Origin of the sequence: Streptomyces sp. NPDC006610, from assembly GCF_040611575.1 — a bacterium.
Lineage (GTDB): Bacteria > Actinomycetota > Actinomycetes > Streptomycetales > Streptomycetaceae > Streptomyces.
In genome coordinates, this window is the sequence record NZ_JBEXOP010000005.1 from 73,807 (window position 1) to 95,529 (window position 21,723).

20 protein-coding genes and 1 pseudogene are annotated in these 21,723 nt (G+C 73.5%); 13 read left to right on the plus strand and 8 right to left on the minus strand.

Going from position 1 to position 21,723, the window contains the following annotated elements:
- The first annotated feature begins 34 nt into the window (after nucleotides 1–34).
- Nucleotides 35–1,072: a rod shape-determining protein gene (locus tag ABZY13_RS05920; RefSeq protein ID WP_356627638.1), complete on the plus strand. Its 1,038-nt coding sequence runs from the start codon at nucleotides 35–37 to the stop codon at nucleotides 1,070–1,072.
- An 84-nt stretch (nucleotides 1,073–1,156) separates the two neighbouring features.
- Here the strand turns inward: ABZY13_RS05920 and ABZY13_RS05925 are convergent, their stop codons facing one another.
- Nucleotides 1,157–2,164 carry a sensor histidine kinase gene (locus ABZY13_RS05925; protein WP_356627639.1) on the minus strand — a complete coding sequence of 336 codons (1,008 nt, stop codon included), beginning with the start codon at nucleotides 2,162–2,164 and terminating at the stop codon, nucleotides 1,157–1,159.
- A gap of 422 nt (nucleotides 2,165–2,586) precedes the next feature.
- On the opposite strand from ABZY13_RS05925, the gene ABZY13_RS05930 reads away from it, so the two are divergent.
- The gene (locus tag ABZY13_RS05930; protein ID WP_356627640.1) at nucleotides 2,587–3,342 is read left to right on the plus strand and encodes an ANTAR domain-containing protein; all 756 of its coding nucleotides are present in this window, start codon (nucleotides 2,587–2,589) and stop codon (nucleotides 3,340–3,342) included.
- Between the two features lie 86 nt (nucleotides 3,343–3,428).
- On the opposite strand, the gene ABZY13_RS05935 is transcribed toward ABZY13_RS05930, so the two are convergent.
- The 4 genes from ABZY13_RS05935 to ABZY13_RS05950 form a co-directional block, all read right to left on the minus strand.
- On the minus strand, nucleotides 3,429–4,319 hold the full coding sequence (locus ABZY13_RS05935) for a prohibitin family protein (RefSeq protein ID WP_356627641.1): 891 nt from the start codon (nucleotides 4,317–4,319) through the stop codon (nucleotides 3,429–3,431).
- 114 nt (nucleotides 4,320–4,433) lie between these two features.
- Entirely contained in the window at nucleotides 4,434–5,084 is a 651-nt protein-coding gene (locus tag ABZY13_RS05940) for an NAD(P)H-dependent oxidoreductase (protein ID WP_356627642.1), read from the minus strand.
- 162 nt (nucleotides 5,085–5,246) lie between these two features.
- Entirely contained in the window at nucleotides 5,247–5,816 is a 570-nt protein-coding gene (locus tag ABZY13_RS05945; protein ID WP_356627643.1) for a pyridoxamine 5'-phosphate oxidase family protein, read from the minus strand.
- A 96-nt stretch (nucleotides 5,817–5,912) separates the two neighbouring features.
- A complete protein-coding gene (locus ABZY13_RS05950; protein ID WP_356627763.1) occupies nucleotides 5,913–6,350 on the minus strand; it encodes an HPP family protein in 438 nt (145 codons plus the stop codon).
- Nucleotides 6,351–6,541: 191 nt separating this feature from the next.
- On the opposite strand from ABZY13_RS05950, the gene ABZY13_RS05955 reads away from it, so the two are divergent.
- A complete protein-coding gene (locus ABZY13_RS05955; RefSeq protein ID WP_356627644.1) occupies nucleotides 6,542–7,174 on the plus strand; it encodes an ABATE domain-containing protein in 633 nt (210 codons plus the stop codon).
- A gap of 81 nt (nucleotides 7,175–7,255) precedes the next feature.
- Here the strand turns inward: ABZY13_RS05955 and ABZY13_RS05960 are convergent, their stop codons facing one another.
- Nucleotides 7,256–8,662, minus strand: coding sequence for a vanadium-dependent haloperoxidase (locus ABZY13_RS05960; protein ID WP_356627645.1), 1,407 nt, complete (start codon nucleotides 8,660–8,662; stop codon nucleotides 7,256–7,258).
- Between the two features lie 754 nt (nucleotides 8,663–9,416).
- Nucleotides 9,417–10,055 (minus strand): CGNR zinc finger domain-containing protein, encoded by a 639-nt coding sequence (locus tag ABZY13_RS05965; RefSeq protein ID WP_356627646.1) that lies wholly within the window; start codon nucleotides 10,053–10,055, stop codon nucleotides 9,417–9,419.
- 278 nt (nucleotides 10,056–10,333) lie between these two features.
- Here ABZY13_RS05965 and ABZY13_RS05970 point away from each other — a divergent pair.
- The 10 genes and pseudogenes from ABZY13_RS05970 to ABZY13_RS06015 form a co-directional block, all read left to right on the plus strand.
- Nucleotides 10,334–10,519 (plus strand): annotated as a pseudogene (locus tag ABZY13_RS05970) (LysR family transcriptional regulator); the annotation flags it as partial.
- 57 nt (nucleotides 10,520–10,576) lie between these two features.
- On the plus strand, nucleotides 10,577–11,251 hold the full coding sequence (locus tag ABZY13_RS05975; protein WP_356627764.1) for a substrate-binding domain-containing protein: 675 nt from the start codon (nucleotides 10,577–10,579) through the stop codon (nucleotides 11,249–11,251).
- 230 nt (nucleotides 11,252–11,481) lie between these two features.
- The gene (locus ABZY13_RS05980; protein ID WP_356627647.1) at nucleotides 11,482–11,898 is read left to right on the plus strand and encodes a cupin domain-containing protein; all 417 of its coding nucleotides are present in this window, start codon (nucleotides 11,482–11,484) and stop codon (nucleotides 11,896–11,898) included.
- Nucleotides 11,899–12,058: 160 nt separating this feature from the next.
- On the plus strand, nucleotides 12,059–12,577 hold the full coding sequence (locus ABZY13_RS05985) for a cobalamin-dependent protein (RefSeq protein ID WP_356627648.1): 519 nt from the start codon (nucleotides 12,059–12,061) through the stop codon (nucleotides 12,575–12,577).
- Nucleotides 12,574–13,944: a methylaspartate mutase gene (locus tag ABZY13_RS05990; RefSeq protein WP_356627649.1), complete on the plus strand. Its 1,371-nt coding sequence runs from the start codon at nucleotides 12,574–12,576 to the stop codon at nucleotides 13,942–13,944. Before ABZY13_RS05985 ends, ABZY13_RS05990 begins: the two co-directional genes overlap by 4 nt.
- A 441-nt stretch (nucleotides 13,945–14,385) precedes the next feature.
- Nucleotides 14,386–16,383 (plus strand): FAD/NAD(P)-binding protein, encoded by a 1,998-nt coding sequence (locus ABZY13_RS05995; RefSeq protein WP_356627650.1) that lies wholly within the window; start codon nucleotides 14,386–14,388, stop codon nucleotides 16,381–16,383.
- Nucleotides 16,380–18,086, plus strand: a complete 1,707-nt coding sequence (locus ABZY13_RS06000; RefSeq protein WP_356627651.1) for an AMP-binding protein — start codon at nucleotides 16,380–16,382, stop codon at nucleotides 18,084–18,086. The genes ABZY13_RS05995 and ABZY13_RS06000 overlap by 4 nt, the downstream gene beginning before the upstream one ends.
- A gap of 350 nt (nucleotides 18,087–18,436) precedes the next feature.
- On the plus strand, nucleotides 18,437–19,378 hold the full coding sequence (locus ABZY13_RS06005) for a pyridoxamine 5'-phosphate oxidase family protein (protein WP_356627652.1): 942 nt from the start codon (nucleotides 18,437–18,439) through the stop codon (nucleotides 19,376–19,378).
- A 62-nt stretch (nucleotides 19,379–19,440) separates the two neighbouring features.
- On the plus strand, nucleotides 19,441–19,635 hold the full coding sequence (locus ABZY13_RS06010; protein WP_356627653.1) for a ferredoxin: 195 nt from the start codon (nucleotides 19,441–19,443) through the stop codon (nucleotides 19,633–19,635).
- Nucleotides 19,632–20,816 (plus strand): FAD-dependent oxidoreductase, encoded by a 1,185-nt coding sequence (locus tag ABZY13_RS06015; RefSeq protein WP_356627654.1) that lies wholly within the window; start codon nucleotides 19,632–19,634, stop codon nucleotides 20,814–20,816. The genes ABZY13_RS06010 and ABZY13_RS06015 overlap by 4 nt, the downstream gene beginning before the upstream one ends.
- A 306-nt stretch (nucleotides 20,817–21,122) precedes the next feature.
- Here ABZY13_RS06015 and ABZY13_RS06020 read toward each other — a convergent pair whose 3' ends face one another.
- Nucleotides 21,123–21,590: a cupin domain-containing protein gene (locus tag ABZY13_RS06020; protein ID WP_356627655.1), complete on the minus strand. Its 468-nt coding sequence runs from the start codon at nucleotides 21,588–21,590 to the stop codon at nucleotides 21,123–21,125.
- Nucleotides 21,591–21,723: the final 133 nt, after the last annotated feature.

Consider the following 21,723-nt stretch of genomic DNA (forward strand, 5'->3'; position numbering starts at 1 on the left):
CGCACCGTGCCCCGTCCGTGCCTCGGGAGGACCCATGACCGCCAGTCTGGAGCAGCTGCGCCGCTGCCATTTCGCCGTCGACCTGGGGGCCGCGCGCACGCGGGTGTACGTCAAGGGCGCCGGGCTCGTCGTGGACCAGCCGTCCGCCGCCGCCGTGAACACCCGCACCGGCGCGCTGATCGCGGTGGGCGAGTTCGCGGAGCAGATGACCGGCCGGACCCCCGACTACATCCGCGTGGTCCGGCCGGTGTCCGGCGGCACGGTCGTGGACATCGAGATGGCCCAGCGGATGCTGCGTCATCTGCTCGGCGACAAGATCCGCCGTGCGCTGCGCCGCAAGCCCCGGCTGCGCGCGGCGGCCTGCATCCCGCACGACGCGGGCCCGCTCGCCCGGCGCGCCACCGTCGAGACGCTGGTCGGGCTCGGCGCACGCCGGGTGGAGCTGGTCGACACGCTGATCGCCGGCGCCGTCGGCTGCGGGCTGCCGGTGGAACAGCCCGAGGCGACGATGGTGCTGGTGTGCGGGGCGGCGGCCACGCAGGTCGCGGTGCTGTCCCTGGGGTCGATCGTCGCCGCCGAGCGGATTCCGGTGGGCGGGGAAGCGGTGGACAACGCGATCGTGCTGCACCTGCGGCACGCGCACGAGCTGATGCTGCCCAGCCAGTCGGTGCGGCCCCTGCAGCTGGCGCTGTCCGGCAACGGGCTGACCTCGCACGGGCCGGCGTCCACCGAGATCCACGGCCGGGACGTGGCGACGGGGCTGGCGCGCAGTGTGCAAGTGGACACGGCCGCGGTGCGCGACGCCATCCAGACGCCGCTGACGGCCGTGCTCGACGGCATCGGCAAGGTGCTGCGGGCCTGCCCGCCGGACCTGGTGGCCGACCTCGGCGACCGGGGGATCATGATGGTGGGGGGCAGCGCTCTGCTGCCCGGCTTCGACCAGATGCTGCGGCAGGCGACCGGGATGCCGGTGCACATCGCGGAACGCCCCGACGTGTGCGCGGTGCAGGGGCTCGGCACGATGCTGGAGGGCAGGATCGAGCCGATCTCGCTGGATCCGCTGGGTTCCTGAGCGCCGTTTCCCGCGCCCGGGTTCCTGATCCCGGCTTCCCGAGCCCCGCTTCCCGAACCTGCCCGCCGGGGCCGGGCGCGCCGCTCAGCCGGACAGGGCGAACCAGCAGCGGATCGTCGTACCGTCCTCGCCGGCGTGGATCCGCACCAGGTCGGCGACCAGGTTGACCAGCAGCAGGCCGCGCCCGCCGCGCTGGTCGCGGTCGGCGGGGCGGCGGCCGGCCAGCGGGTCGGACAGCCGCCCCCGGTCGCGTACGTCGCACACCACGTACCCGCCCTCGGACCACACCCGCAGCACACCGGAACCGCCGCCGTGCACCACGCTGTTGGTGGTCAGCTCGGCCGCGGCCAGCGCCAGGTCCTCCAGCCGGGTGCCCTCAAGACCGAACCGGGCGGCCTCGCCGGTGGCGGTGTGCCGGGCCAGGGGCAGGGTCGTCGCGTCGAAGGGGAACGCCAGGGCGTCGGGCACGGCGGGCAGCGGTTCGTTGTAGCGGCCGACGACGCCGTCGGGGTCGTAGGCGGCGCTCCCCTCCTCCTGGCCCGCGCGGATCAGGGTGGGGTGGGTGGCACGGGCGTCGGTGAGCACCCGCTCCTCCAGGCGCCGGACGTCGTACGGGCACAGGATGGTCACCCGGCGGCCGGTGAACGCGGCGTTGATCAGGGCCTCGTGCTGGGCACAGGCCGGGTACTCGTCGGCCGAGCGGCCGGCCCAGATCGGCTCGCCGATGATGCGCACCCGGCGGCCGGGCGGCTGGGCGTCGGCGAAGGCGCGCAGCACGCCCGGGATGATCCGGCCGGGGTTGCGCCCGGCCTCGCGCATGTCCAGGAACCGCACCGCTCCGGCGACGTCGCCGAGTCCGTCGCGGATCAGGTCGAGGTTCTTGCCGGGCACGGCCACCGCCACGGGCTCTCCCGCCGCCAGTCCGTCGCGCACGAAGGGGACGGTGCCGTCGACGTACTCCTGCTCGCCGGCGTAGAACAGCGCGGGGTGCACGAAGGGGTCGGCGAAGACGCCGTCGCCGGGGCGGGACGCGCGGGAGAGCACGGAGCCGGCCGGCTCGCCGGAGCCGAAGGACTCGACTGGTGCACTCATCACATCGCCACCTCGATCACGACAGGTCAGGCCCGGAACGACGACGCCGCCTCGCGCCGGAAGGTTCCGGTGTCCGGAACACAGTGTGCGGCACGCGGGGCACGGCACGCGCTCCGCGTCCGCGGTCCGTGGCGCCGGACCGGCTCCGCACGGCTCTTCCTCCCGTCCTCCCCGATCGGGCGGGCGGCGGTCCCGGCCGCCGCCGTCGCCTGCGGGCGGCCCGGACGGCCCGCGGCTCCGGCACGATCCCGTCGTCCACCCCATTGTCCCGGACGCAAGGGCTCGTACCCGCGAGTCATCTCATCATTCCCCGCCGCCCGGGTGTACCGCGCACCACACCGGGCAGGCGCGGCACAACGCTGTCCGACACATGTGTCTGTGCACGGCCGGCCCGGGCCGGCGGGAACCACGAAGGCGGTGACATGACCTCAGCGGCGCCACCCACTCCCACCACACGGCCGGACGTACGGCGTCCGGGCCCTCTCGTTGTCGAGGTCGCCGCGCCCGGCCCGGACCGGGCGGTGCTCACGGCCCGGGGGGAGCTGACCCACGGCTGCGCGGACGTCCTGGCCGAGGCCCTGGCCGGGCTGCCCACCCCGGTCGGCCGGGTCGAGGTGGACCTGGCCGGGGTGACCTTCATGGACACGGCCGGCCGGGAGTTCCTGGACATGCTGGCCGAGTACGGCCGCCGGCACGGGACCGAGATGTCGGCGACCGGCTGGCGCGGGCAGCCCCGGCGGGTGCTGGAACTGGTCGGCCTGGACGCCGCGGACCCGCTGCGCGGCCCGGTCCGGCCGCCGGCCGCGCCGGGGGCCGGCGCCACCGTCCCCTCGGCGGTGGCCCGGGAACGGGCGGAGCAGCTGCGGGAGCTGCGCGAGGAGGTCGAGCAGTTGCGCCGGGCCATGGTCTCCCGGCCGGTGATCGACCAGGCGCGCGGCATCCTGATGGCCGCCCACGGCTGCACCTCGGAGGAGGCGTGGGAGATCCTTCGGGAGGCCTCCCAGGTCTCCAACACCAAGCTCCGCACGGTCGCGGCCGCCGTCACGGCGGGCGCCGCCGCGCAGGGCCCACCGCCGCCCCCGCACCTGCGCACGGCCCTGCGCACGGCGATCGCACGCCGCCGCGGGGCGACCGGGGCGACCGGGGCGACCGGGGCGACCGACCGGACCGGTTCCTAGGGCCGGACCGGTTCCCGGCGTCGGGCCCCGTTCTGGCGCCGGACCGGTTCCGGTGTCCGGGCGCGGGCCGGAGCCCGCGCCGGGCGCTAGTTCTTGCCGCTGTCGACGATGACCGGCGTGCCGTTCGCGTCCGTGCCGCACGGCACCGCGTAGACCGGGTTGGCCTTGGCGGCCTCCTTGTAGGCCTCCAGGCACTGGTTGTACAGGACCTTCTCGCTCAGCGACTGCTCGATGATCTTGTTGGCGCGGGCGATGCCCTCCGCCTCGATCCGCTTGCGCTCGGCCTGCGCCTCGGCGGTGCGCGACGCCTCGACGGCCCGCTCGGTGGCCTGCTCCTGCTGGATCTTCTTGTCGATCTGCTCCTGCAGCTTCTTCGACGGCCGCACATTGCGCAGGTTGACGGCGGTGACGTCGATGCCGCGCGGGGCGAGGCGCTCCTTGATGAGTTCCTCGATCTGCGAGCCGATCCGTTCGCGGGCGGAAGCGTAACCCTCCTCGCTGGTGTGCCGGGCGAAGACGTTCCGGATCACCTCGCGGCTGTCCGCCAGCACGAGACGCTCCTGGATGGCCTCCTCGCTGCCGGCCAGCCGGTACAGCGCCACGGCCTCGTCGGGCACCACGGCCCACTTGATGGTGACGTCGGCGTACAGCACGCCGCCCTGCGAGGACCGGACCTCCACGACCTCGTCGTCGTTGAGGTTGAGGTCCACCGGGCGGGTGGAGAACGACGTGACGTCGGTGAACGGCGACGTGAAGTGGATGCCGGAGGCCAGGGGCGAGCCGACCTTCCCGAACGTCACCGGCACGCCGACCTCGTAGGCGCTCACGACGTGCACGCAGGCGAAGACGCCGGCGAGCACGCCGCCCACGGCGCTGAGCGCCGCCCCGATCCGCCGGCCGCCGGCGCCGCCGGCGCTGCTCGAGCGGCCGACGAAAAAGAGCACGACCGCCGCGACGAGCAGCAGAATGGACAGCACGAACACAGTGTTCTCCCCCCGTTGGAAACATCCCCGCGCCGCCCCCGGCAGCGCAGCGCATGCTAACCGGCGCTGGTGTACGGGCGGCACGGGCGGGGCGGCGGGCAGGAGAACTCAGGCGGCGAGCCGTACGGCGAGCTCCTTGGCGTGGAACTCGGCTGCCGCGAGGGATTCGGCCCGGGCGGCCTCGAACTGCGGGATCAGCTCCGCCATCGCGGGCACGACCGGGGCGAACGTCAACTCCGGGTGGATGAAGGTGAGATCGAGCCCGAGGCCGTTGCCGAGGACGTGTCGCAGATAGCTCTCCACGAAGTCGTTGCCGTGCTGCGGGGTCCCCTCGCGGTAGGAGCCCCCGCGACTGGCCACGACGACGGCGGGCTTGCCGGCCAGTGACGCCGCCCCGCTCCTGGACGTGCGGCCGACGAGGAAGACCTGGTCGATCCAGGCCTTCAGCGTCGACGGGATGGAGTAGTTGTACATCGGGGCCCCGATCAGCAGCGCGTCGGCCGCCTCTGCCTCCTCGATCAGGCGTTCCCGCAGCCCGACGGCCTCCCGCTGCTCGGGGCTGCGCTCGGCGGACTGGAGGTGGCCGCCGTAGTAGGCGGCGGCCCCGAGGTGGGGCACCGGTTCGGCATCGAGGTCGCGGTAGACGACCGTGCCCTGCGGATGTTCTCTCTCCCAGGTCCTGCGGAAGGCGGCGGTGACGGCGCGGGAGTGCGAGTTCTCCCCGCTGAAGGAGGTGTCGATGTGCAGCAGCGTGGCCATGGCAGTTCTCCAGATGTCCGTGATCAGAGCAGTGATCACCGATCCGATCCGCGAGAGGCGATCTGATCCGTGATCAACGATCCGGTCGATGATCGGCGGTCTGTGTACGTGCGACAGCCTGCTACCTCAAGCCTGATTGAGGTCCAGTCGGTGTGACCCACCTCACCGGACGGGAGCGTGCTCCGTCCTCTCGGCGGCGCTCTCGCCCAGGGCTGCCCTCAAGCGGCGGTTCTCCGCCTCCAGTTCGGCCATGCGCTGGCGCACCGGGGTCAGTGCGTCCTCCAGTTCGGCGGGCGTGAAGCGGGGCTCGATGTGCTGCGGGCAGTTCCAGTCGTAGGCCTCGACCTCGATCCTGACCATCCGCTCCAGAACGGCCCGGTACCCCTCGGGCACCGGCGGACCGGCCTCGTCGGGCCAGTCCCGGACGTCTCCCGTCCGCGCCCGGCCGAGGATCTTCAGCCTGGTCGCCGACGGGTAGTCCATCAGGAACAGGGCCACGCGGTCGTCGTGGTCGAGGTTGCCGACGGTGATGTACTGCCGGTTGCCCCGGTAGTCGCAGAACGCCAGCGTCCGGTCGTCGAGGGCCCGCAGGAAACCGGGCGGACCGCCGCGGTGCTGGACGTAGGGCCAGCCCGACGCGCTGGTGCTGGCCAGGTAGAAGCTGGTCCGGGTGGCGGCGAACTCCGCCTCTGCGGCCGTCAGCCGCTGCTCCGCCGGGGGAGCCTCGGTCATGGCGGCGTATCCGCGCCGGCTTCCGTTCCGGCGCTGGTGTTCCTGTACCTCGGGGGTGAAGAGCAGGTGTCCGTATCGACCTGGCATGACCGCCCCCTACCACCAGTAGCTCGGGTAGCGGGCCGTCTTGCCGCTGCGCCCGGTGAGGATGCCGACGCCGACCAGGACCAGGGTGGCCAGGGCCAGCAGCGACAGGAACACGGCCGGGGACGGCTCGGTGACCACGACGATGACCGAGGTGGCGGCGGCCGGCGAGTGCGGGGTGCGGGCCAGCGCCATCGCGCCGATGGCCAGACCGCCGGCGACGGCGGCCGTCCAGGTGGAGTTGCCGGCGACGGCCAGGCAGACGAAGCCCACCAGGGCCGAGATCAGCTGGCCGCCGATCACGCTGCGCGGCTGCGCCAGCGGCAGGGCGGGAGCGGCGAAGACGAGGGCGGCGCTCGCGGCGAGCGGCGGGATGAGAACGGTCTGGTCGAGCAGTACGCCGATGGCCACCAGCAGGACCAGCGCGACCACGCCGCCCAGGGTCGCCATGGAGATGAAGGAGTTCGCCGGACGGGCCGGGGCCTTGCCGGCCAGCGCGGTCGTGAACCGCTTCATGGAGGCCGGCTCGGCCACCGTGGACTCGGACATGCGTCATGCCCCTCTCAAAAGTCGGTTAACGGTTAGATGGTAGAGCAACCCATTAGCTTCTGGGGAACGTTTCCGACCTGCAGGATGGGACGATGCACGACGGAACCGAGCCGGGCCCGGGACGGGCGGCCATCGACCAACTGCCGCTGACCGGCGAGCCCTTGCCGCTGGACCTGGTCAACACGACCTACATCCGGGGCGGGCTGCGCGGTCACCTGGTGGACGCGCTCGACGCCCCCGGCGCACTCGACGCCTGGCTGGACGACCACCGTGCGGCGTTCAGTCCCGCCCTCGCCGAGGTTCTCGGCGAACGTCGTCCGGCCGGGCCGGAACATCTGCCCGCGTTCCTGACGCTGCGCCGGGCGCTGCGCGCGCTCGCCACCGCGCACGTCGGCGGCGGCGCCCCGCCGCCGGAGCACACCGCGACGGTCAACGCCGCGGCCCGCCTCGCCGTCCAGTGGCCGGAACTGGTTCCCGGCCCCGGCTGGGAGGCGGTGCCGCGGTGGCTGGAGTCCGATCCCCTGCGCGTGGCGCTCGGGGAGGTGGCGGCGTCGGCCGTGTCCCTGTTCTCCGGGGGACACGCCGGTCTGCTGCGGGCCTGCGGCGCACCGGGCTGCGTGCTCTTCTTCGTCAAGAGCCACGCCCGCCGGGCCTGGTGCACCGCGGGATGCGGCAACCGGGTCCGCGTGGCCCGGCACAACCGTCGTAGCCGGGCCTCGGGTTGACCTCCGCCGCGTGCCGCCGGGAGGAGGGGGCGAGGGGGCGCCCACGGAGAGCGGGCGCCCCGTCGGGCGGTGCGGGCCGTACTAGTTGATGATGGTCGCGGACACGTGGTTGGCGACCTTGTAGCCCATCTCGAGCGCGGCCTGGTTGTCCCACTCGAAGTGCACGCCGATGTACTTACGGCTGTCGGCCTTCTCCTTGGCGGCGGCGCTGATGCTCGGGAACGAGCGGGTGACGCCCTTGGCCAGCGGGTCGTCGGTGCCGGCGGTGAAGGACAGGTTGTCGGTGCCGAAGTAGTTCTTCACCGCGCCGGCCCAGGCGGCGCCGATGCCGGTGTGTCCGGAGACGTACGACGGGAAGTTCGGGCTGAAGCTGTTGCCGGCGACGTCCTGCTCCTCCGGCTGCCAGGTCGGGTCGGCGACGATGCCCGGGTTGGGCACCTCGTCGGCGCGGCGGATGGCGTCGGCCGGACGCCACACGTCCCAGTCGCTCAGGTACTTGGAGTCCCACACGGCGATGGCGGCGTCGGCCATGGCCACCGAGGTCAGCGCGAACAGCTTGGCGCTCTCCAGGGAGGTGCCGTTGGGCCGGTACTTGCGGAAGATGACCATGGTGTGGTCGTACTGCTGGCCGATCGGCTTGTAGGTGCCGTCCAGGTCGTTGGCCCAGTAGTGGGCGATCTGGGTCTGGTCGGCGGTGCGCTCGGTCGAGCCCTTGCCGCCGATCCGCTTGATCTCGTTGACCTGCGCCGCGTACTCCGGGCTCTTCAGCAGTTCCTCGGCGCTGTTGAAGCCGCCGATGTTGCCGGGCCGGAACTGGGAGCCGGAGGTCAGGGCGAACGGCTTCACCTTGCCCCAGTTGGGCGCGCCGGCGGGCTTGCCGGCGGCGGGCTGCCAGTGGCCGGGAGCGGTGTTGGCGACGTACGGCGTGGTGTCGTCGGAGCCGTCGCCGGTGCGGGCGGCGATGATCGCCTCGGCGGTCTTGATGCCCAGCAGCCGGCCCCGCTCACGCTGGTTGAAGTTGCCGGAGTTCGGCATCGCGAGGGCCTTCTGGAGCCGGGCGTCCAGCTCGGCGACCGGGAAGTGCGGGAAGGCGTTCTTCAGCGCGGTGTAGGCCGCGTAGTCGATGGCCGTGTTGAGCGCGCCGTACTGGCCGGCGGCCGAGGTGTCCTTGATCAGGTACGGCTTGCCGATCGTCTTGATGGAGTTGACCGCGTCGTAGATCGCCAGGTCCATCATCGCGCCGCCGCGGCCGAGCGGGCCGGGGGTGCCGCCCTTGTGGCGGAAGATGTCGAGGAGCACGCCGTTCCAGTACAGGACGTGGTCGTTGCCGCCGCGGGCGGTGTTGAACACGGCCGACGCGGACGTGACCGGATCCGTCGCGTCCTCGGCCAGCGCCTGGCTGGGGGCGAGGGTGGCGAAGGAGGCCATCGCCACGGTGGTCACCGCGAGTCTGCGGACGGTGCTGGTGGATCGTGCGGTGCGGAGCATGGGTGATCCCTGTCTGTTGTGGCCCTGACGCCCCGGCGTGGAAGCCGCTCACGGGGCGATGCCTTCTGGCCAAAAACGTAGGACGGCATCGCGGCCCGCCAACGTTGGCTTCGCAGATGCCAGGGATCGGAAAGTCCGATGAGCTCGGTCGCACTCGGGGACGCCCCGGGGGGCGGGTGCGGTGCCGGGTGCGGTGGTGCGGGCAGGTCCCGGTGGAGCTGACGGCGCGCTCCGGACGGTGAAGCCGTCGGGCCCCGAAGCGGTGATGCCGGTGGACCGGCGGAGCCCTCGCGGTCGCGGTCGCCTCGTCGCGCGCGCCGGCCGCCGGACTTCGCCGTGTGCGCCGACCGCCGGACTTCGTCGCGCGCACCGCTCATGGACCGACGGTTCCCGCGCCTGCGGACTCCCCCACCGTTGCGCACCGGCCGCGAACCCTCGTCGCGCGCACTGCCCCGGAACTCTTCGCGGTAGGACCCGGCCACGGGACTCTTCTCGGCAAATCCCCGGCCCACGCGGGACCTACGGTGGTGAGCCCCCGGCCACGGGCCGGTTCGCCGCGCGTCGCGGCGCGACCACGGGCCGGCACGTTCGCCATACGCCCCTGCTCGCGGACCTCGCCCAGTACGCCCGGTCGTCCACGGCACACCGGTCGCCGTACGGGCCGGCACCCGGCCCGCGCTCCTGTGGCGCGTCCCCGTGCTCCGCATGAACCTTTCGCCACAGCCTCTCTAACGGCCTGGGCGACACCGGATCGTTAGCGCCCGCCGGAGTCGCGGCGATGCCCCCCGGCGTGCCGGGCGTAGTGACGGGCGGCCCGGGCGCGGTTGCCGCAGCCGGTGGAGCACCACTGCCGGCGGGAGCGCGCGTGGTCGAAGAAGAACACGCAGCCCGGCGCCGTGCAGGCCCGCGGCTCGATGCCCGAGGCGCCGGAGAGCAGCGCGATCAGGCCGTGCGCGATCTCGGCCTGGACGGCCACCAGGGGCGGGGCGGTGAAGACCTCCTCGGCCGACGGCAGCGCGCCCTCGCGCCAGGTCAGCAGCGGCCACGACCGCCCGACGCCGGAGACCCGGTTGACCTGGGCGACGTCGACGGGGTCGGGCGCCAGATGGTTCACGTAGGCGTGGATCAGCCGGCGGGTCGCGTCGCGCAGCAGCACGAAGCACTCCACGTCGGAGGCGGTGACGGCGCGCAGGGCGCCGGCCGGCAACTGGGTGGCCAGCCGGTCGCGGCAGGCGTCCAGCCACCAGACCAGCCCCGCCGGGACGCGGAGCAGGTCCTGGAGCACGTCGCGCACCGGGAACACGGTGTTGGCGAACTCGATGGGCAGCGGCTCACCGTGAAGCGGAGGAGCGCCGGCCGGGGCCGGTGCAGGCGGCTGCAGGTCTGAAGGCATGTGCACCTCATCGGGCCGAATTCGAGTGCGATTCAAGCGGTTTGATATCCGGGGGAGCTGCGCTCGCTTGTCGTCCGGGCGACCGCATGGCAGGATCTGGATCCTAACGCACTACCGCCGCCGGACCCGTTAGTCTGGCAGCGGGTCCGGCGGGGGGCCAAGTGGGGAAGTGGCCAACCTGCCGGTTGGGGGACACCCGGGGCGCCTGGCACACGGACTCCGCACGGCTGCGGTCGGCGTTCCCCGGGAGCACAGCGGATCGTGTTGCAGGGGGAAACGTGTCGTTAGATCTGGCTCTCTATCAACTCCGTACCTTTCGTGAGGTGGCCCGGCTGGGAAGTCTCACCAAGGCCGCACGAAGCCTTGGTTACGCGCAATCAAGTGTGACGTCACACATTCGATCACTGGAATCCCGGTTAGGTATGCAGCTCATCCAGCGGCTGCCACATGGAGTCAGACTGACCCCATCGGGAGAAATATTCCACGAATACACCCAGCGAATTTTTCATGTGGTCGACGAGATGGCGTCGGCCCTGAATCCGTCCGGCGAGGTCGAGGGGCGGGCCACCGTCGGCGCCTCCGCGCTGCTGCTGGAGACCCGTATCGGCCCGCTGATGCACGACTGCCGCTACCGGTACCCGAAGGTCCAGGTCTCCCTGCGGCAGCTGTCGATCAGCCGCGCCCAGGAGGCCGTGCGCAGCGGCGAGGTGGACGTGGCCCTGGTGCACGGCGACCGCCTGCCCGACGGTCCGCCCGCCGCGGGCATCACCGTCGAGCGCTTACCGGACCTCCAGGTCGTCCCCGTCGGCGCGGTGTCCCTCGCCGAGGCGACCGACCCGGCAAAGGCACTGGCCAACACCCGTGTGCTGGCCGTCGATCCGGACTGCGCCTCGCACCAGGTCCTGGTCCTCGCCCTGCGCGAGCAGTACGGAATCGACCCGGCCGTCATCGAGGCGGGCTCCGTCGGCGGCGCCCGCGAACTGGCCCGCGCCGGCTACGGCGTCGCGATGCTCCCCCAGGAGTCCGTCGGCCCGGCGAACGGCGACGGCGGCCTGGCGGTGCTGCCGGGACTGCCCCGCGTCCGGCTGAGCGTGCGGGCCCTGTGGGGCGGCCGTGAGCTGGCCCGGCCCGCCGTGACCGCGGTGTGCGACGTGGCGACGCGGATGAGCGAGGAGAAAACCCCGCAGCCCGCCTGACGCGACGCCGCACGAGCCGGCGGGAGGAAGGTGTCCGGAAAGCCGCTGAACCGGTTTCCCGAACACCTTCCTTCCGCTTTTTCGCGTGCCCTTGTCCGCACACCTCCCACACCCCCATCGGAAACCCCGATACCCGGCATCGGTGAATACGCGGATCCTCGCCCACGCGGCCTGCATAGCCTGCTTGACGGCAGCTGAATTGACCGCAGGCCGAAAGAGGGTAAATACCAGTGTCCGACATCTCATACATCCCGAACGCTTTTCGGAGCGGCTTCGAGCTCGACGACCTGAGCTGGGTGGCGTGGGAGGAGCCCGGCCGGATCGGTGTCGAGCACCACGTCCTGTGGGCGCCCGACGAGTCCCAGGGCGAGGACTCGGTGGGCCTGCTGCTGCGCTTCCCCCCGGGCGCGCACGGCGACTTCCACGAGCACCTCGGCTACGAGCTGATGCTCGTCCTGGACGGCGTGCTGGACCACAGCGACGGCATCTCCTACGTCAAGGGCGACCTGGTCGTCGAGGGCCCCGGCACCGAGCACCAGATGTCCAGCCGCACCGGCTGCACCGTGCTCGCCATCCGCACCCGGCCGGCCTCCGCCCGGACGCCGCAGAAGCCGGTGCGTCCGGTGGGCATCACCGCGGCGCCCTGACCCCGGCCGGGCGGGGCGGTCCCACGCCCTGACCGGCCGCCCCGCCCTCCCCTCCGGTCCCCGCTCGTCGTCGCGCCCGGACGCCCCGCACGCCGCACGGCGTCGGCCGTCCCGAGCGCCCTGCCGTCACCCGCGCTCCGCCGAACCGAAAGATCCTGTCGTGACCACGTACCACAGTCAGCCGCTGCCCGGCAGCCCGCAGGCCGCCCCGCAGCACCGCACCGAGGTCGCCGTGGAACAACGCCGCGGTCACCGTGTGCTCGTCTCCAGCGTCTCCTCCGACTCCCACACCTGGAACCTGGTCTTCCTCCAGCTGCTGCTGGAGGAGATGGGCCACGACGTGACCAACATCGGTTCGTGCGTGCCCGACGAGCTGCTGATCGAGGAGTGCCGGCGGGTCCGGCCCGAACTGGTCGTCATCAGCAGCGTCAACGGACACGGGGCGCTCGACGGAGCCCGCGCCGTGCGCCGGCTGCGCGAGGAGCCGGACCTGCGCGACGTGCGCGTCGTCATCGGCGGCAAGCTGGGGGTGACCGGCGCCGAAGCGGGCACCTACGGGCCCCAGTTGCTGGCCGCGGGCTTCGACGCGGTGTTCGAGGACTCGGCGGGCGTCGCCGAGTTCCGCCGCTACCTCAGCGAGTCCGCCACGCCCGCCATCGCAGCGTCGGGCGCCCGGTGAACGGCAACAGGCCTCCGGCGGGCCCCGCCCGGCAGGAGGGCGCGGCCGGCGTCGTCCCGGCGGCCGGACAGGACACGTCCGTCCCGGCGACCGGACAGGGCACGTTCGCCTCCGCGGTCGCCGCAGCGGGCCGGGCCGGGCAGCTGGTCGTCCAGCCCCGCATGGGCTTCGCCGACCTGCCCAGGATGCGGCAGGGGCTGGAGGCGGTGAAAGCGGCGCGCGCCCGGACCGTCGGCACGCTCACCATCGACAGTTACACCCGCGTCGGCGACGACGTCTCCGCCCGCCTCGCCCTGGCCGAGGGCACCGACCTCAACGGCTACCCCATCGTGGCCCACGGCCCCGACACCACGCGGGAGTTGGTTTCCGGGCTGGTCGGGGACGGCTTCGCGATCCAGGTCCGGCACGGCTCGGCCAACCCCATCGGCATCATCCGCGCCCTGCTGGACGCCGGGCTCGACGCCACCGAGGGCGGCCCCGTCTCGTACTGCCTGCCGTACGGCCGGGTCCCGCTGTCCTCCTCGGTCGACGCGTGGGCGCGCAGTTGCGAGCTGCTCGCCTCCCGTCCCGGCACGCACCTGGAGAGCTTCGGCGGCTGCATGCTCGGCCAGTTGTGCCCGCCGAGCCTGCTGGTCGCCCTGTCGGTGCTGGAGGGCGTGTTCTTCCGGCAGCACGGGCTGCGCAGCGTCTCGCTCAGCTACGCCCAGCAGACCCACCGCGGTCAGGACACGGAGGCGCTGCTGGCCCTGCGCACCCTGGCCGGCGAGCATCTGGCCGGCCTGGACTGGCACGTCGTGCTCTACACGTACATGGGCGTCTTCCCGCGCACGACCGGCGGGGCGCTCGAACTCCTGCGGGAGAGCGCACGGCTGGCGGCGCTCACCGGGACCGAGCGGATGATCGTCAAGACGCCGGCCGAGGCGCACCGCATCCCCACGGTGGCGGACAACGTCCAGGCGCTGGAGGAGGCCGCGCTGGCCGCCGCCCAGTACCAGGGCCGTGCCGCGCACACCGACGGGGAGTTCGGCGTGCTGGAGGAGGCGCGGGCGCTGGTCGACGCGGTGCTGGAACTGCACCCGGACGCCGGGCGGGCGCTGGTCGAGGCGTTCCGCCGGGGCATCCTCGACGTGCCGTACTGCCTGCACGCCGACAACGCCCAGCGCACGCGCAGTTACATCGACGCCCGCGGCAGCCTCCAGTGGCACGCCACCGGCGCGATGCCGATCCGCGCGCTGCCCGCGCCGGGGCGCGACCGGCTGCGGGCGGACGACCTGCTGGGCATGCTGTCCCACACCCAGGAGGCCTTCGACCGGGCCGCCCTGACCGGAACCGAGGACCAGGACAGGCCGGCCGCGCTGACGTCCTGACCACCCGTCATGACCCGACCGTCGTGACGACCCGTCATGACCCGACCGTCGTGACCGCCCGTCACGACCCCACCGTCCAGACCCACCGGCCGGCTCCGCGGGCCGCCCGCCGCGGCGGCGGCGTCCGCCCGTCCACCGCCCGGTACGGCTCCGGCCCGCCCCGACGACGGAACCCGGCGCCCGCACCGTCGCCCGACCCACCCCGCCGTCCCGCCACACCGGCACTCGGCCCCGCCGCTTCCCGCGCCATCGGCGGCGGGCGGGACCACCCGCCCGCCCGGTGCGCCCCGGCCGCGACAAGGCGACCGGGGCGGGCCGTCCACGGCGGCGCCGGGGCCCCGCGCCGCGCCGGGCCCTCGCACCCGGCGGGCCCCGGCGCCCGCACCCAGTCCACGCGTCCCGGTTACCGGGGCGCTCCTCACCGATCCTCTAGGACCTCCTGTGCCCGGACACATATCCGATACGCGTCCACTCGTCATCGCCATCGTCGGCAGCGGCCCGCGCGGCCTGTCGGTCCTGGAGCGGCTCGCCGTCCGGACCTCGGCCGAGGCCGCCGAGGCGGCCGGTCAAGGCCGGGAACCGCGCCCGGTGCGGATTCACCTCATCGACGCCACCGAGGTCGGCGCCGGCCGGGTGTGGCGCACCGACCAGGACGACTGGTTCACCATGAACACGGTCATCAGCCAGGTGACCATGTACTCCGGCGACCCCGACGGCGGCCCCGACCGGCCCGGCGCCGGCCCGTCGCTCGGGCAGTGGATCGCCCGGCGCGCCGAGGAGGCAGGCGAGGAGCCGCTCGGCCCCGACGACTACGCCCCGCGCGTGCGGTACGGGGAGTACCTCGCCGACGTCTACCGGACCGCCGCCCGCAGCCTGCCCGGCCACGTCGAGCTGGTGCCGGTCACCGGCCGGGTCACCGCCGTGCGCACCGGCGCCGGTCACGGCTACCTCCTCACCCTCGACACCGCGCCGCACCTGCTGGAGGCCGACCGGGTCGTCCTGGCCACCGGTCACCCGGTCAACGCGCCCGACGCCTTCGAGCAGCGGATGCTGGACTTCGCGGCCCGCACCCCGGGCGTGCGCTATCTCTGCGGCGACTCCGCGGCCGACATGCCGCTGGACGAGGAGAGCGTCCCGGCCGGCTCCGCGGTGGGCATCCGGGGCCTCGGACTCTCCTTCTACGACGTGATGCTGTCGCTGACCGTGGGCCGCGGCGGCGTCTTCGAGACCGGCGCGGACGGCATGCTCCGCTACGTGCCCAGCGGGCGTGAGCCGAGGATCGTCGCGGGCTCCCGCAGCGGTCTGCCCATCCCGGCCCGCGGACGCAACCAGAAGGAGCCGTCGTACAGCCACAAGGCGCTGTTCCTCACGCCCGACGCGCTGCGCGCCGCCCGCGCCGCGCGCCGCGCCGAGGGCGGCACCGGGCAGCTCGACTTCGCCGAGGACGTGCTGCCGCTGCTGCTGCACGAGGTGGACCACGTCTACTACGTCACGCACGTCCGCATCGCCCAGGGCGCCGAGGCGGCCGAGGCCTTCGCGCGGGCGCACGCCGACGCGCTGCGCGCCGGCCGGGACCGCACCCCGCTGCTGGCCGCGGCCGGCCTGGCGAACGTGCCGCCGGTCGATCTGAACGCGCTGGCCCGCCCGTTCGGCGACGAGCGGTTCGGCTCGCCGGAGCAGTTCCGCGAGCGGCTGCTGAAGGTGATGGACGAGGACCTCGCCGCGGCGGAGCTGGGCACCCTGGACGGCCCGCTCAAGGCCGCCCTGGACGTGCTGCGGGACATCCGCAACGTGGTCCGTCAGGCCGTCGACTTCGGCGGTCTGCTGCCCGAGTCGCACACGGGCTTCTTCCACGGCCGCTTCCTGCCGGTGAACGCCCTGCTCTCCGCCGGGCCGCCGATGTACCGGGTCGAGCAGCTGCGCGCGCTGATCCAGCAGGGCCTGGTGGAGGTTGCCGGTCCCGGGACCCGCTTCGGCACCGACGAGGAGGCCGGCGGCTTCACGGTGGGCTCCCCCCAGGTCGCCGGTTCCGACCGGGTGGTGCAGACCCTGATCGACGCCCGCATCCCCACCCCCGACCTGCACCGGGACACCTCTGCGCTGACGCGCCGGCTGCTGGAGGAGGGCACGGTGCGGCCGTACGTCATCGAGGGCCCGGACGGCGGCCGGTTCGTCACCGGCGGGCTCGAGGTGACGGACAGCCCGTTCCACGTCGTCAACGCGCAGGGCGTCGTGCAGCGCGACCTGTACGCGCTCGGCATCCCGACCGAGCACACCCGGTGGTTCACCCAGGTCGGCAGCAGCCGGCCCGGCGTGGGCACCCTGTTCTACCGGGACGCCGACGCGATCGCGGTGGACAGCCTGCGCCCGCTCGACGAGCCGGCGGCCGGTGAGCCGGACGACGCCGACGCGGTGGCGGCCCGGGGAGGCGCGGCATGACCGAGTCCGAAGCGACCCGGCGGTTCCGGGCGGCCCGGGACCTGCTGCTGCTGCACCGCACGGATCTGGCCAAGGCGTCGGCCGAGTTCCGCTGGCCGCGCCTGACCGAGTTCAACTGGGCCCTCGACTGGTTCGACCGGGTCGCCGCCGCCCGGCCCGGCGCCGCCGCGCTGCGGATCGTGGGCGACGGCGGCCCGGACACCGACCGGGTGTTAACCTTCGCGGACCTGGCCCGCCGCTCCGACCAGGTCGCCACCTGGCTGCGGTCGGTGGGCGTGCGCCGCGGGGACCCCGTGCTGCTGATGCTCGGCAACCGGGTGGAGGTGTGGGAGACGCTGCTCGCCGCGATCAAGCTGGGCGCCGTGGTCATCCCCACGTACACCACCGCGACCCCGACGGAGCTGGCGGACCGGCTGCGGCGGGCGGACGTGCGGTACGTCGTCGCGGAGGGCGGCCTGGCCGGCCGGTTCGACGCGGCGGCCGACGGCCGGCCGCGTGCCTGGACGGGCATCGGCGTCGGCGGCGCGGCCGAGGGCTGGCTGCCGTACGAACTGTCCACGGGCGCCGGCACCGACTTCTCCCCCGACGGTCCCACGCCCGCGGACGCGCCGCTCTTCCGCTACTTCACCTCGGGCACCACGTCCCTGCCGAAGATGGTCGAGCACACCCACGTCAGCTATCCGGTGGGCCATCTGTCGGGCATGTACTGGAACGGCGTCACACCCGGCGACGTCCACCTCAACATCTCGGCCCCCGGCTGGGCGAAGCACTCGTGGAGCTCCTTCTTCGTGCCGTGGAACGCCGAGGCGACGGTGGTGGCGCTGGACTCGGCGAGCAGCACCCCGGCGCGCATCCTGGAGGTCCTGCGCACCCGCGACGTGACGGCGTTCTGCGCCCCGCCCACGGTGTGGCGCGGGATGGCGGCGCTCGGCCTGGGTGAGCGCCCGCCGCTGCTGCGGGAGGCCACCGCGGCGGGCGAGCCGCTGGAGCCGTCGCTGATCGAGCTGGTCGCCCGCCAGTGGCGGGTCGACCTGCGCGACGGGTACGGCCAGACGGAGACGACCGGCCAGATCGGCAACCCGCCGGGACGCATCCCGGTCCCCGGCAGCATGGGCTACCCACTGCCCGGGCACACGGTGGTCCTGGTCGACCCGGAGACGGGCGCCGTGGTCGAGGACGGCACGCCCGGCGAGATCTGCCTGGACCTGACGGACCCGCCGCTCGGTCTGATGCGGGGCTACGTCGGCGATCCGGACCGCACCGCGAAGGCGCTGGCCGGCGGCTACTACCACACCGGCGACCTGGCGGTCCGCGGCCCGGACGGGTCCCTGACCTATCTGGCGCGCGCCGACGACATGTTCAAGGCGTTCGACCACCGCATCTCCCCGCGCGAGCTGGAGGACGTCCTGCTGCGGCACCCGGCGGTGGCCGACGCGGCGGTGGTCCCGGTGCCGGACCCGGTCGGCCTGTGGGCGCCGAAGGCGTACGTGGTCGCCGCCCCCGGTCACGCCGCGGGGCCCGCGACGGCGTGGGCGGTCCTGGACCGGGCGCGCTCCGAGCTGCCGCCGGAGAAGTGGGTGCGGGTGCTGGAGTTCGTCCCGTCGCTGCCGCGCACCACCTCGGGCAAGGTCCGCCGCGCCGAGCTGCGCGAGCGGGGCGCGGGGGGTGCGGAGTACCGCGTCGAGGCCGCGCCCCGGGAGTGATCAGGCTTCCGGGCTCACAGGGCCCGGGACCCGGCATCCGCCGGGTCCCGGGCCCTGTCGTGTGCGCACGGCCGTATGCCCCCGTCCCCCGTCCGCCGCCCGCCGCCCGCCGTCCACCGTCCACCGGTATACGGCCCCCGTCGCACGACGACAGCCGGCCCCGCCCACCCATGACAACCGGTCATTCCTTGATCAGTGGTTGATTGATCGCCCTCTAACCGCTAAATTTGATGTCAACGGTTGCGACGTGGGATCGCCCGCACAGGCGGCCCCGCCGCACCGGCCACCCGCAACACAACGCAACGCCCGTATGCGACACGGACGCATCCGACGCTCGGAAAGGAGACGCCGTGGGCACTTACCACAGCGGTGAGATCGCGGTGCAGGAGCTGGCCGGCCTCGCCGACCAGGCCCGGTTCTCGCTCGGCGGCATCGGAGAGACCGTCCCGCCCGTCGCGCGGGACTTCCTCGCCGAGCAGCCGATGATCGTGCTGGGCGGCGCCGACGCCGACGGCCGCATCTGGGCCACCCAGCTGACGGGAACGCCCGGCTTCCTGCGGGTCCCCGACCCGCGCACCCTCCTCATGGACGCGCTCCCGCTGCCCGAGGACCCCCTCGCCGGCGTCCTCGGCTCGGCGGCGTCCGCCGACGGTCCGACTCCCCAGGCCCCGGCGAGGATCGGCATGATCGCCATCGAGCCGGCCACCCGCCGGCGGATGCGGATCAACGGCCGGGCCCACCGCACCGGCGACGGCCTGCGCGTGGACCTGGACCAGGTGATCGCCAACTGCCCCAAGTACCTGCAGAAGCGCGACTACACCGTCGAGGCCCCGGACCCGGCCGCCGCCCGCGCCGTCACCACCGGCGAGGCGCTCACCGACGCCCAGCAGCGGACCGTGAGCGCGGCGGACACGTTCTTCGTCGCCACCGCCTCCGACCGCGGCGACGCCGACGCCTCGCACCGCGGCGGCAACCCCGGCTTCCTCCAGGTCCTCTCCCCCACCCTGCTGCGCTGGCCCGACTACGTGGGCAACGCCATGTTCCTCACCCTGGGCAACCTGCGGCTCAACCCGGCCGCCGGAATCCTGGTGCCCGACTGGCGGACCGGCTCGGTCCTCCACCTGTCCGGCACCGCGCGCACCGTGTGGGACCCCGAGGAGATCGCCAAGGTGCCCGGCGCCCAGCGCCTGGTCGAGTTCTCGGTCGAGGCCGTTCGGGAGGTCTCCGCGGCCTCCCCCCTGCGCTGGAGCGAGCCCGGCTACTCCCGCTTCAACCCCCCGGTGCTCACCTGAGCCCGGCCCCACCCCCCACCATCCCCGTCCCTCCCAGGCCCCCGACCGCAACGGAGCCAGCCATGCACATCACCGTGGACATGAACATCTGCGAGAGCCACGGGCAGTGCGTCTTCGCAGCGCCCGAGATCTTCTCCTTCGACGACGAGGACTACCTCGTGTACGAGGCCGACCCGTCCGACGCGCTGCTCGACAAGGCCGAGAAGGCCGCCGCCGTCTGCCCGCTGCGCGCCATCACCGTCTCGCCCGCCTCATGAGAGCCGTCGTCGTCGTGGGCGCCTCCCTGGCCGGCCTGCGGGCGGCCGAGGGCCTGCGCGCCCAGGGCTTCACCGGCACGCTGACCGTCGTCGGCGACGAGCCCCATCCGCCCTACGACCGGCCGCCGCTGTCCAAGCAGGTGCTCACCGCCGCCGAGACCCCGCCCGTCACCCGGCTGCCGCAGGCGGAGGCGCTGAACGCCGACTGGCGCCTCGGCAGCGCCGCGGTCGGCCTCGACCTCGACGCGCGCGCGGTCACCCTCGCCGACGGCGACCGAGTGCCGTACGACGGTCTGGTCATCGCCACCGGATCGGCCGCCCGCGAATGGCCCGGCGAGCAGCCGCCCCCGCCCGGCGTGATCACCCTGCGGGGCTGGGACGACGCGCTCGAACTGCGCACCCGTCTCGAACCGGGACGGCGGCTGGTCGTCATCGGCGCCGGCTTCCTCGGCGGCGAGATCGCGGCCGCCGCCCGCGCCCGGGACGTGGACGTCACGCTGGTGGAGGCCGCCGCCCAGCCCCTGGAGCGGGCCGTCGGCGCCGCGGTGGGCGCCTACATCGCCGCCCTGCACCGGCAGGCCGGCATCGACCTGCGCACCGGCAGCACCGTCAGCGGCTTCCACACCGGGCCGGACGGCCGGCTCAGCGGCGTGGAACTGTCCGACGGCTCCACGCTGTCGGCGGACACCGCGGTGCTCGCGCTCGGAGCGGTGCCGTCCACCGGCTGGCTGGCCGGTTCCGGCCTCCGGCTGGAGGGCGGCGTCCACTGCGACACCCGGCTGCGCGCCCTGCGCGACGACGGCTCGGTGGCCGAGGGCGTGGTCGCGGCGGGCGACGTGGCACGGGTGCCGCACCGGCTGGCCGGCGGCGAGCGCCTGGCGCTCGGCCACTGGACCAACGCCGTGGAGCAGGGAGCGGCCGCCGCCGCCACCCTGCTGGCGCCCGGCACCGCCGAGCCGTTCACGGCCGTGCCGTCCTTCTGGTCGGACCTGTACGGCGCCCGCATCCGCTCGGTGGGCCTGCCCTCCGCCGCGGACGAGGCCCGCGTCGTGGAGTACGACCTGGCACGCCGTCGGCTGGAGGTCGGCTACCACCGGGCCGGACGCCTGGTCGGCGCCCTGACCATCGGTCGTACGGGCCGCCTGGCGTCCTACCGCGGCGCCCTCCAGGAGGCCGCGTGACACGGCCGCCCGGAAGGAAATACCGGAAGGATTAGAAAACCGGAAGGATCAGAAAAAACGATACGGCGGAGCGGGTGAGAAACCCGCTCCGCCGTATTCTCTTTTCCGGCCCGGAGGCGGCGAATTACGGACGGCCGGTACAGGAAGCCCGGTCCAGAATTCCACCCTCGCGCATTCGAGCCGACCCGCCCGGAACACGTTCCCGCCACGCTGCCCGCTCCCCACCGAAGGACCGAGAAAACCGCCCTCCGTCCGGTGCGGACGAAGGGCGGTTCCGGGGTGGCCGGACCGAGCCGGCCGGCCGGCTCAGTCGAAGTCGCAGTACTTCGGCGCCTCGCGCTCGTAGCGCAGCGGGGTGTCCTCCGGCTTGAGGTAGGTCAGGTGCAGCTCGATCGGCTCGGTGCCCTCGTTGACACCGTTCAGCGGCATGTTGCCCTGCTTGATGAAGGAGGTGCCCTGCGGGAAGACCTCCTCGGTGCAGTCGGCGTTCCGGCGGGTGATGGTGCCCTTCTGCACGGTGAGGACCACCAGGCCGGGGTGGATGTGCCAGCCGGTGTCGCCGCCGGGCTGGATCGTCAGGGTCTGCTCGACCACGTCGGTCACGTTCCGGACGCGGAGGTCGTGCGGCTGGATGAACTCGCCCTCGGCGGTGGTGACGGCCGTCAGGTCGTGCGCCGGGCTGGCGACCGCGACCTGGGCGACACCGGCCAGCACGGCGGCGGCGGCCAGGGTGGTGAGAACCTTTCCGTGACGGGAAAGAAGGGTCTTCCGCATTTTCCGGTTCCTCTCGGGGGTGGGAGCAACTTCAGGGGGGCGGCGTTTCAATTTCCTGAGAGGAATACTAGAAACAAATCGAGGCCCACCACAACGGAAATGCCATTCGATAAACCGATGGGGCGATGCGCGC